Genomic DNA, 10,674 nt, shown 5'->3' with positions numbered 1-10,674 from the left:
GCAGACATAATTCACCTTGATATAATGGATGGAAGATACGTACCAAACATAACCTTTGGCATTCCGGTTGTAGAGTCCATAAGACCAATTACAAAACTTCCATTTGATGCCCATTTAATGATAGTAGAGCCGGAAAGGTACATTTTGGATTTTATAAAAGCCGGAGTGGATATGATATCATTCCATATGGACGCAACGATACATTCCCACAGAGTTGTTGACCTTATAAAATCAAATGGAGCAAAAGCAGGAGTAGTTTTAAATCCGGCAACACCTGTTAACACCCTTGAAGAAATAATACACTACATAGATTATGTTCTTATAATGTCCGTTAATCCAGGATTTGGTGGTCAAAGGTTTATACCTCAGACAGCTGAAAAAGTTAAAAAACTACTGATTTTGATGGAACAATCCGGAAGAAACGATATCCTAATACAGATAGATGGCGGAGTAAGTAAAGACAACATAAACTACCTATCTGTCCTTGGAGTAAACATATTCGTTGCCGGAAGTGCGGTTTTTAAAGGTGATATAAAAGAAAATGTTAGAATATTAAAACAGCTTATGGAAATTTGTGTGTAAAAAAATTTTTTGGAAGGTGAAAAATGGAGTATAGAATAAGAACTTGGCCAGATAAAATTTTAAAAGAACCTACAAAAGAAGTGGATTTTTTTGATGAAAGATTACAAGATTATATAAACAAAATGTGGGAATTTATGTACAAAGAAGAAGGTGTTGGACTTGCGGCAAACCAGATAGGTATTCCCTATCAAATACTTGTCATAGACACAACCATCAGAGAAAAAAAACAAGAAGGAGAGATAGAAAAACCAGTTAAACTCGTTTTAGTAAACCCTAAAATAGTGGAAAAAGAAGGGCAGGTGATGTCAACGGAAGGATGTTTGAGTTTTCCAGGAGTCCAGATAACAATTCCAAGGGCAAAAAGAGTTAAAGTTGTTGCGAAAAATGAGAAAGGTCAAGACGTAGTAGTGGAAAGTAGCGAGTTCTTAGCTATCGTTTTACAGCACGAGATAGACCACTTAAACGGTATACCTTTTATAAACTACCTTTCTCCGTTAAAAAGAAAGTTAGTTTTAGACAAGTATTTAAAATCTTTGAAAGAAAATCAGTACGAAACAATGTGAAGGAGAAAAGATGTTCCCAGATTTAATAACTATTGGAAACTTTTCAATACACACCTATGGAGTACTAACAGCCATAGGTTTGTTGGTAGGCTTTTATGTAGGTTTGTACTTTGCCAAAAAAGAAGGCATACCTGAGAAAAATTACGAGAACCTTTTTATATTAACCGTATTAGGTGGTATAGTAGGAGCAAGAGTAGCATATATAATAGAACATAAAGAAGACTTTACATCTTTTATAGATTTTTTCGCCATATGGAATGGTGGAATAGATTGGTTTGGTGGATTTATAGGAGGTCTTCTTACAGCTTTAATCTACATTAAAGTTAAAAATCTTCCTCTTTTTAAACTTGCAGATGTAGCCGGAGTATCGATTCCTATAGGACACTTTTTTGGAAGACTTGGATGTACAGCAGCCGGATGCTGTCATGGAAAACCTGTCCCTGTGGACTCTCCTTTTAAAGATATTGCCATAGTATTTCCTCCAAACCAGCACTGTCTTGCACCTCAAGGAATACCTCTTTACCCTACTCAGCCAGCGGAAGCGATAGGTAATCTTACAATATTTTTTATATTGTTTTTCACATACAGAAAAAAAGCTTTTGACGGTCAGATTCTTTCTCTGTATCTGATTTTATACGGTATAGAAAGGTTTTTACTAGAATTTTGGAGAGGAGTAACACCACCTTTACCTTACATAGGACTTACTTGGAACCAAATCATCACCCTTTTTATGGTTTTATCTGGGATAGTTCTCTTTGTCTATCTAAAAAGGAAAAATGAAAAAACTGTTTGACTTTTTCCAAAAAAAAGTTTTCAACATTGAGCCGGGATTAGAAAGAATAACCGATGCACTGTGTGAATTAGGAAATCCTCACAAAAATTTTAAATCTATTCTAATAGCCGGAACAAACGGAAAAGGTTCAACATCAGCTTACTTAGAAAGCCTTTTTAGACATAGTGGATTTAAAACCGGACTTTTCACATCACCTCATTTAATTGAAGAAAACGAAAGATGGCAGATAAACAGACAAAACATAACCCAAGAAAAACTTGAAAAATATATAGATAAACTCTTACCTGTTATACAAAAATATCAACTTACATACTTTGAAGCTTGTACACTTTTGGCTTTTCAATACTTTTGGGACGAAAAGGTGGATATTGCTGTTGTGGAAGTAGGACTTGGTGGCAGATGGGACTCTACAAATGTTTTATATCCGGATGTGTCAGTTATAACAAACGTATCTTACGACCACATGCATCTTTTGGGAGATACGTTAGACAAAATAGCCTTTGAAAAAACAGGGATAACAAGACCAGACAGACCAGCAGTTATAGGTAGAAATCAAAAACAGATAATAAACTGGTTACTGAAAAGGAATATAAAAGAGTTTTACGTGAAAGATAAAGATTTTCAAGTTTTTGAGAAAAATCACAACCTTTTTGATTATCATTTCAAAGACCTCTTAATTAAAGATGTTCAACTTTCAATGATAGGGAAAAGACAGATAGAAAACTCAGCTACAGCACTAACATCCTTTTTGGTCTTTTGTGAGAAAAACAGTATAAAAGTAGAAAAAGAAACAATTAAAAAAGCTTTAAAAAACACATTTTGGCAAGGTAGAATGCAGATACTATCAGAAAATCCGTTGATTATAGTAGACGGCTCCCATAACGAAGAAGGACTACAAAAAAGTTTCGAAGAACTCAAAGAAATATTTAAAGTCAAAAAAATAATAACCGTATACTCATTTTTAAAGGACAAAGACATAGAAAAAATGTATAGGATAATAAAAGAAAACTCAGATTACACTATAGCCACAAAAATAAACGTATCAAGAGGAATGACAAAGGAAGATTTTCATGCTTTAGGAGAGAAAAATTTCGTAGAAAGTTGGAAAGAAGCTTTAGACCAAGTAAAAAATCACTTAAATTATGAAAGCCTTATATTTATTACAGGTTCTTTGTATTTAGTTGGAGAGGTTTTAGATGGATGGAATTCTTTTAGTAAACAAGCCTAAGTTTATAACTTCAAACGATATGGTTATAAAGATAAAAAAACATATAAATCAAAAAGTTGGACATACTGGAACTCTTGATTACGCAGCATCAGGATTGATGGTTTTAACCGTAGGAAAAGCAACAAGATTTACCCAATACCTGCAAAAGTTAGACAAACAGTACATAGCCCAAGGAAAACTTGGTGAAATCACAGACACTTACGACTCACAAGGAAAAGTTATCCAATCTAATCCGGTAAACATAACAGAAAATCAACTAAGAGAAGTTATAAGCTCGTTTGTTGGAGAGTACGACCAGATGCCACCACCTTACTCATCAAAAAAAATAGAAGGAAAAAGAGCTTATCAACTTGCAAAAAAAGGTCTGCAGCCACCTTTAAAACCGGTAAAGGTGAATATACACAGTATAGAAATTTTGGAAATAAACATTCCATACTTTAAGATAAAAGTGGATTGCTCATCTGGAACGTACATCAGGTCTTTGATAAAAGATATTGGAGATAAACTCGGTTGTGGTGCGTACATGAGTGATTTGATAAGAACAAAAGTAGGAGAATTTTCCTTAGAAAACGCAACAGATTTTGAAAAAATACTAACCTTAACCTCACAAGAGATAGAAAATAAATTGATTCCAATAAAAGATGCCCTTTACTTCTTTGATAGTATAACTTTAAACAGCCAAACAGAAAAAAAGTTTAAAACAGGTCAAAAAATAAATTTAGATTTAAATAAATCCGGAATTTATAAAGTGTTAGATGAAAATCAAAACCTTTTAGGTCTTGGAAAATATCAAGAAGGAGTTTTGAAACCGGAAGTTGTTTTGAGTTAGCATTTTCTAACTAATGTTATAACTGATATAATACTGTTAGTTTTAACTTAAATGAGGGATAAAATTTTATGTGGATATTAGGACAACACGACGAAGGATATAGAAAAACGAGAAAATCTATTTTGGAACTTGTTGGAAACACTCCGTTAGTGGAACTAAACCGTTGTATTCCTGATGATATAAAGAAAAAAAATGTAAAAATATACGCAAAACTTGAAAGTTATAATCCGGGAGGCTCTGTAAAAGACAGACCAGCAACAAGAATGATTTTAGAAGCCATAAACAGTGGAAAACTTACAAAGGACAAGGTTATTATAGATGCAACATCCGGAAACACAGGAATAGCACTTGCAATGGTTGGAACAGCCCTTGGATATCAAGTAGAACTTGCGATGCCTGCCAATGTTAGTGAAGAAAGAAAAAGGATAATAAAAGCCTTTGGAGCAAAAATCCATTTTACAAACCCATTGGAAAGTACAGATGGAGCGATATTATACGTAAGAAAATTGGTAGAAAAGTACCCAGAAAAATACTACTACATAGACCAATATAACAACGATGCCAACTGGAAAGCTCATTTTGATTCTACAGCGGTAGAAATCTGGAACCAAACGGAAGGAAAAATAACCCATTTCGTTGCCGGAATAGGAACCGGTGGGACGGTGATGGGAACGGGAAGAAGGTTAAAAATATTCAATCCGGATATACAGGTAGTAGGAGTCCAACCAGATAGCCCATTTCATGGAATAGAAGGACTAAAATACATAGAAACATCTATAAAACCCGGAATATTCGACGAAAACAGACTTGATAGAACAATGTTTATAGGAACAGATATAGCTTACCAAAGAGCAAGAGAACTATCAAGGTTGGAAGGTATATTTGTGGGACAATCATCTGGAGCAGCCTTTGAAGCAGCCTTAAAAATAGCAAGGGAGATAGAAGAAGGAGTGATAGTTTTCATCTGTCCAGATGGAGGAGAAAAATATCTAACCACTGCCCTTTACGATTATGAGTAAAAAAGTATCCTGTGTAATCCTTGCAGGTGGACAAAGTAAAAGGATGGGAACCGACAAAGCATTCTTAATCCTAAAAGACAAAACATTTTTACAGATAATAACTCAAAAACTATCAAAAAAATGTGATGAGATAATCCTAAGTGTAAACAAAGATGAGGAAATGTACAGGCAACACTTAAAAGGAATAAATTTTAAAGTAGTAAAAGACTTACAACCTTATGAAGGACCACTCAATGCAATCTCTTCAGTGGCAGATTTTATAAAAAACGAGTATGTATTTATAGCCACTTGCGATACACCTTTACTCAACGAAAACCTGATAGATTTTTACTTTGAAAAAATACAAAATTACGATGCAGTTATACCTGTTGTAAACAACAAAATTCAGCCATTGAACACCCTTTACAAAAAAAACGCAGTCTTAAACTCAAAAAATCTTTATGGAGAAACAAAATCGTTGATTGGATGGATAGAAAATCTAAACGTACTTTACTTAAATCAAGAAGAAATAGAAAAAATAGACAGCCAACTCTTATCTTACTACAGTGTAAATACTCCCCAAGATTACGAAAAAATTTTACTTACTACCACATAAATAGCAAACACCCTCTTGAGTTTTTGCCCAGTGTTTCGTTCCAGCTTTTACTTCTAAAATATCTCCTTCTTTTAGATGGTAAACTTTCTCTTGTGTTCCTATTATTATTGAGCCTTTGTAAACCAACCTTACCTCATCGTACTTGTGAGCATGCCAATCGTAGTATGTTCCAGGCTCATCGCACCATGAGTAAATGTTTTTATAACCCATTTTCTCAAGCTTTTCTATCAAAGGTTTTAAATCCGCCATTGTCTATGCTCCGGATAGTTTTCAAGCATATTCCAAACGTAGTTAGCATACTTTTTCTCCTTTGGATTTTCATAAACCACCAAAGGACTTTCTACAACCTCTCCACCTTCCTTAGCCTGTTTTATAGCCTCAAACATAAAATGAGTCGCTTTCTCATCAACAGAAGGATGTATAAACCTGTACCTTTTAGGTTGAAGCTTGTAATTTTTTAGTAGTTGAATAGTTTCAGATAACCTTTCTACAGGAACTATCATAAAAATTTTACCTTTATTTTTCAGCAAGTACCAAGAAGCCTTTATAAAGTCCTCTAAAGTAGCAAGAACTTCCGACCTTGCTATCTTTTCCTGAATATTCTTGTATTCTCCGGATTTAAAGTAAGGTGGATTTACAACTACATAATCAAAAAACTGATGAGGATAAATACTCTTTACATCCTTAACATCAACCAACTTCAAATCAACTTTAACATCATTTATCACAAAGTTTTTCTCAGCCAAATGATAAAGTTCCGGTTGAACTTCCAAACCATAGAATTGTAAATTTTTATATTTTAGTGAAAGAAGAATCAAAATTATACCACTTCCTGTACCTAAATCTATCAGTTTTCCAGAAGATTTTATATTAACAAAATCAGCTAAAAAAAGACTGTCTATGTTAAATCTATAACCTTCTTTCTTTTGAACCACATAAACCTTCCCCCTGATAAAAGGAGAAAGGTCTTCATCATCATTCAAATGAACATTAAACTTTTGCAGAAGCAAGATTTAATAAAGTTTCCGCCCTTTGTTTTTGTTTTTCGTAATGAGATTTTTCCTCTTCTGTTAAGCCTTCGGCTTGTAGTTTTGAATTAGCTTCTTCCAAAAGTCTTTTCTCGTTTTCCACATCAATCTCATCTAACTCAAAAACTTCTTCAATCAGAGCTATAACCTTATCACCTGCAACATCTAAAACACCATAAGTTACAGCCATCTCTTTTACTTCACCGTTTGCTTTTTCAATTCTAATCTTACCGGGTGTTATATTGGTCAAAAGAAGCATATGGTTTTCTAGTATACCTATTTCACCGTCAGCCGTCGTTATAACGGTTTGAAAAACCTCACCACTAAACACATTTCCAAGGGGAGTAACAACATCAAGTTTATACATAACTCCTCCAACACCAAAGTTTTGATATAATTATAACATAAAACTACCTATAGGAGATATAGATGACAGACCAGTTAAAAGAGTTCAAAAGAGACTACTACTGTGGAGATTTAAACGAAAGTAATATTGGAGAAGAGGTAAGATTACTTGGTTGGGTAGATACAGTTAGAGACCATGGTGGTGTTTTATTCATAAACCTAAGAGACAGAGAAGGAATAGTTCAGGTTGTATTTGACCCATCAAAAATATCGGAAGAACTTTACAACAAAGCAAAAAAATTAAAGTCAGAATACGTTATAGGAGTAAAAGGAACGGTAAACAGAAGACCTGTAGGAACAGAAAATCCAAAAATGAAAACAGGAAACATAGAAGTTGCAGCAGACTACCTTTTAATTCTAAATACAAGTGAAGTTTTACCATTCCAAATAGAAGACAACATAAAAGTAAGTGAAGAAGTAAGGTTAAGATACAGATACCTTGACCTTAGAAGACCATCTATGCAAAGAAATATAATTTTACGCCATGAAGTGTATCAAGCGGTAAGAGAGTTTTTGGTAGGAAACGGATTTATAGAAGTAGAAACACCAATGTTAACCAAATCAACGCCGGAAGGTGCAAGAGATTTTTTAGTTCCATCAAGGTTAGAAAAAGGGAAATTTTACGCCCTTCCACAATCACCTCAACTTTTCAAACAGATTCTTATGGTAGCCGGATTAGAAAGATACTTTCAGATAGTAAAATGTTTTAGAGATGAAGACTTAAGAGCGGACAGACAACCGGAATTCACCCAGATAGACTTAGAAATGTCCTTCGTTTCAGAAGAAGATGTTATGAGTTTATCAGAAGCTCTTATTCAGTATGTTTACAAAAAGGTCCTTGGAATAGATATAAAGATACCATTTAGAAGAATGTCTTACGAAGAAGCAATAAACAGGTACGGAACAGACAAACCAGATTTAAGGTACGGTTTAGAGTTAGTAGATATAACAGATTTAGCTTCAGAAGTGGAATTTAAAGTTTTCAACGATGTGGCTAAATCAGGAGGATTGGTAAAAGGTATAAATGTAAAAGGTGGTGCAAAATTCTCAAGAAAAGAGATAGACGACCTTACAGAGTATGCCAAAAAGTTTGGTGCAAAAGGTATGGCATGGGTAAAAATTGAAAACGGTGAAGCAACATCACCGATACTAAAATTCTTTACTGAAGAACAAAAACAAAAACTTTTTGATAAAATGCAAGCCCAAGAGGGAGACCTACTCGTATTTATTGCAGATAAGAAAGAGATAACCCACAGAGTTTTAGGATTTTTAAGAAAACATTTGGCAGAGAAACTTAATTTAATAGACAAAAACAGGTTAGAATTTTTATGGGTAGTGGATTTTCCACTTTTGGAATGGGACGAAGAAGAAAACAGACTTGTTGCAATCCACCATCCATTTACAAGTCCAAAAGATGAAGACATAGAAAAGTTGGACCAAGCATTAGAAAATCCACAGTTAGCACTTACATTTAAATCAAAAGCCTACGATATGGTCTTAAACGGAGAAGAGATAGGAGGAGGTTCAATAAGGATACACACTCCTTATATCCAACAAAAAATATTTAAACTGCTAAACATAACAGAAGAAGAAGCAAAAGAAAAGTTTGGATTCTTAATAGAAGCTTTAAGCTATGGAGCACCACCTCATGGTGGACTTGCCTTTGGATTAGACAGAATATTAGCTCTTATGACAGGAAGCGAAAGTATTAGAGACGTAATAGCTTTTCCAAAAACACAAAAAGGAATATGTCCATTAACCGGTGCTCCAGATTATGTATCAGAAAAACAACTCAAAGAGTTGGGAATAACAGTAGAAATCGAGGAGGAAAAATGAAAAGGATAATTTTTACATTACTATTAGTAATAGGTATTTCCTTTGCATACCAAGACTTAGATTCTAAAACTTTTTATGAAACAATCCAAAAAGAAAAAGACATCATTATTCTTGATGTTAGGACACCTCAAGAGTACGAAAAAGACGGGCATATTCCAGGTTCCATCTTAATTCCAGTTCAAGTTCTACCTCAGTATATTAAAGATTTAGAAAAGTTTAAAAATAAAAAAATATTGGTGTACTGCCGTTCCGGAAATAGAAGTTCTCTTGCCGCAAAATTTTTAGAACAAAACGGTTTCAAAAATGTTTACAACCTAAAAAATGGAATAATAGATTGGAAAAAACAAAATTTACCTGTAGAGTATGGAATGAAAAAGTAAGCCTATGAAAGTGTTATCAACCGGTTTTATTATAGCAAAACCGGTTTTTTCCATTATAATATTTTTATGGAAAAAAAATATAACTACAAACTTACAATTTCATACATAGGAACAAGGTATAGTGGTTGGCAGAGACAAAAAAACGCTATAGGAATACAACAGATAATAGAGGAACTACTTGAAAAGTTGTTTAAAGAAAAAATTACATTAATAGCATCCGGAAGGACAGACGCTGGAGTCCATGCATTAAATCAAGTTGCGAATTTTAAAACATCCTTTCATAAATCTCCAAATACTATTTACTCTTACCTTAATGCAAAATTACCAAGGGACATTTGTATAAAAAAAGTTGAAGAAGTAGATATATCCTTTCACGCAAGATTTTCAGCAAAAGGAAAAACCTATTTATACAGAATCTACACTAAACCAGACCCATTTTTATATGGTAGAGGATGGTATTTTGATAAAAAGTTAGATATTGTTAGAATGTTAGAGGCAATTGAAGTATTAAAAAAGTATAGAGATTTATCTGCATTGGCAAAAGATGGAGATTATAAAAGAAAAGAAATAGATTTAAGAGAGATAAAAATTTTTTATGATGGTAAAATATTAGATATAGAAATAACAGCCTCACACTTTTTGAGGAATTTGGTTCGAAGAATCATAGGACATTTAGTTGCCATTGGTAGAGGAAGTTTAACTGTAGAAGAGTTTGAAGAAATATTAAAATCAAAGAATCCTTCTAAAGGTAAATTTTTAGCTCCGCCAGAGGGATTATATTTAAAAGAAGTATATTACTAAAAAAGGGAGAAAGTTATGAGTTTTAAAGCTGGATTTGTAGCATTGATAGGAAGACCAAATGTGGGAAAATCAACACTACTTAACAATATATTAGGGACAAAGTTGAGTATAGTAAGTCCAAGACCTCAAACTACAAGAATGAGAATTCTTGGAGTAAAACATCTTCCAGATGCTCAGATAATATTTTTAGACACACCGGGAGTTCAAAAAGGCGGAGATTTACTAACAAAATCTGTTATGGAATCTGCAGTGGCAAGTATGGAAGATGCAGATGTGATAGTGATGATTATTGAAGCAGACAAAGGTTGGACAAAAGAAGATAAAGAGATAGTGGAGAACTATCTAAAAAAATACAACAAACCTACAATACTTGCAATTAATAAAATTGATAAAATACAAAGAGATTTACTACTACCACTGATAGAAGAATCAACTAAAATATACGATTTCAAAGAGTATGTTCCAATTTCGGCTATAAAAAACATAAATATAGACGAACTTATAGAAACAATTAAAAAATACCTACCTGAATCTCCATCTCTTCTCTTGCTTGCATACCTATTTTTTTAAGCATCTGTCCTTTTTTCCCTATTATTATTCCTTTATGGTTATCCT

General features: G+C 33.4%; 13 protein-coding genes and 2 pseudogenes. 11 read left to right on the top strand and 4 right to left on the bottom strand.

Going from position 1 to position 10,674, the window contains the following annotated elements:
- From rpe to NE054_RS05365, 7 genes are all read left to right on the top strand, one after another.
- Positions 1–582, top strand: a 582-nt coding sequence (rpe, locus tag NE054_RS05395) for a ribulose-phosphate 3-epimerase (protein ID WP_297889512.1), incomplete at its 5' end; no start/stop codon positions are given.
- A 23-nt stretch (positions 583–605) separates the two neighbouring features.
- Positions 606–1,145, top strand: a complete 540-nt coding sequence (gene def, locus NE054_RS05390) for a peptide deformylase (RefSeq protein ID WP_297889509.1) — start codon at positions 606–608, stop codon at positions 1,143–1,145.
- 10 nt (positions 1,146–1,155) lie between these two features.
- Positions 1,156–1,938: a prolipoprotein diacylglyceryl transferase gene (gene lgt / locus NE054_RS05385; RefSeq protein WP_297889507.1), complete on the top strand. Its 783-nt coding sequence runs from the start codon at positions 1,156–1,158 to the stop codon at positions 1,936–1,938.
- Entirely contained in the window at positions 1,922–3,166 is a 1,245-nt protein-coding gene (locus tag NE054_RS05380) for a folylpolyglutamate synthase/dihydrofolate synthase family protein (protein WP_297889503.1), read from the top strand. The genes lgt and NE054_RS05380 overlap by 17 nt, the downstream gene beginning before the upstream one ends.
- On the top strand, positions 3,135–3,995 hold the full coding sequence (truB, locus tag NE054_RS05375; RefSeq protein WP_297889500.1) for a tRNA pseudouridine(55) synthase TruB: 861 nt from the start codon (positions 3,135–3,137) through the stop codon (positions 3,993–3,995). Before NE054_RS05380 ends, truB begins: the two co-directional genes overlap by 32 nt.
- Positions 3,996–4,063: 68 nt before the next feature.
- The gene (gene cysM / locus NE054_RS05370) at positions 4,064–5,014 is read left to right on the top strand and encodes a cysteine synthase B (RefSeq protein WP_297889497.1); all 951 of its coding nucleotides are present in this window, start codon (positions 4,064–4,066) and stop codon (positions 5,012–5,014) included.
- Entirely contained in the window at positions 5,007–5,609 is a 603-nt protein-coding gene (locus NE054_RS05365) for a molybdenum cofactor guanylyltransferase (protein WP_297889494.1), read from the top strand. Before cysM ends, NE054_RS05365 begins: the two co-directional genes overlap by 8 nt.
- Here NE054_RS05365 and NE054_RS05360 read toward each other — a convergent pair.
- From NE054_RS05360 to atpC, 3 genes are read right to left on the bottom strand one after another with little or no spacing between them, the layout of a single operon-like run.
- Complete coding sequence (locus tag NE054_RS05360; RefSeq protein ID WP_297889491.1) at positions 5,592–5,858, bottom strand: cupin domain-containing protein; 267 nt, start codon at positions 5,856–5,858, stop codon at positions 5,592–5,594. The two genes, NE054_RS05365 and NE054_RS05360, sit on opposite strands and share 18 nt — an antisense overlap.
- Positions 5,846–6,592: a methyltransferase gene (locus tag NE054_RS05355; RefSeq protein WP_297889488.1), complete on the bottom strand. Its 747-nt coding sequence runs from the start codon at positions 6,590–6,592 to the stop codon at positions 5,846–5,848. Before NE054_RS05355 ends, NE054_RS05360 begins: the two co-directional genes overlap by 13 nt.
- Positions 6,593–6,599: 7 nt before the next feature.
- Complete coding sequence (gene atpC, locus NE054_RS05350) at positions 6,600–7,004, bottom strand: ATP synthase F1 subunit epsilon (RefSeq protein WP_297889486.1); 405 nt, start codon at positions 7,002–7,004, stop codon at positions 6,600–6,602.
- A gap of 62 nt (positions 7,005–7,066) precedes the next feature.
- Between atpC and aspS the strand changes: the two genes are divergently transcribed.
- From aspS to era, 4 genes and pseudogenes are all read left to right on the top strand, one after another.
- The gene (aspS, locus tag NE054_RS05345) at positions 7,067–8,878 is read left to right on the top strand and encodes an aspartate--tRNA ligase (RefSeq protein ID WP_297889483.1); all 1,812 of its coding nucleotides are present in this window, start codon (positions 7,067–7,069) and stop codon (positions 8,876–8,878) included.
- Positions 8,875–9,258, top strand: coding sequence for a rhodanese-like domain-containing protein (locus NE054_RS05340; protein WP_297889481.1), 384 nt, complete (start codon positions 8,875–8,877; stop codon positions 9,256–9,258). The genes aspS and NE054_RS05340 overlap by 4 nt, the downstream gene beginning before the upstream one ends.
- A 66-nt stretch (positions 9,259–9,324) precedes the next feature.
- Positions 9,325–10,059 carry a tRNA pseudouridine(38-40) synthase TruA gene (gene truA / locus NE054_RS05335; RefSeq protein WP_297889478.1) on the top strand — a complete coding sequence of 245 codons (735 nt, stop codon included), beginning with the start codon at positions 9,325–9,327 and terminating at the stop codon, positions 10,057–10,059.
- A gap of 15 nt (positions 10,060–10,074) precedes the next feature.
- Positions 10,075–10,560: pseudogene (era, locus tag NE054_RS05330) on the top strand (GTPase Era); the annotation flags it as partial.
- 13 nt (positions 10,561–10,573) lie between these two features.
- Here the strand turns inward: era and NE054_RS08520 are convergent.
- Positions 10,574–10,674, bottom strand: a pseudogene (locus NE054_RS08520) (KH domain-containing protein); the annotation flags it as partial.

The sequence above is a fragment of the Sulfurihydrogenibium sp. genome, from assembly GCF_027448985.1.
In the GTDB taxonomy this organism is placed as follows: domain Bacteria; phylum Aquificota; class Aquificia; order Aquificales; family Hydrogenothermaceae; genus Sulfurihydrogenibium.
Note: the sequence above shows the minus strand (reverse complement) of the source record. Positions and strands in the feature narration are given on the sequence as shown.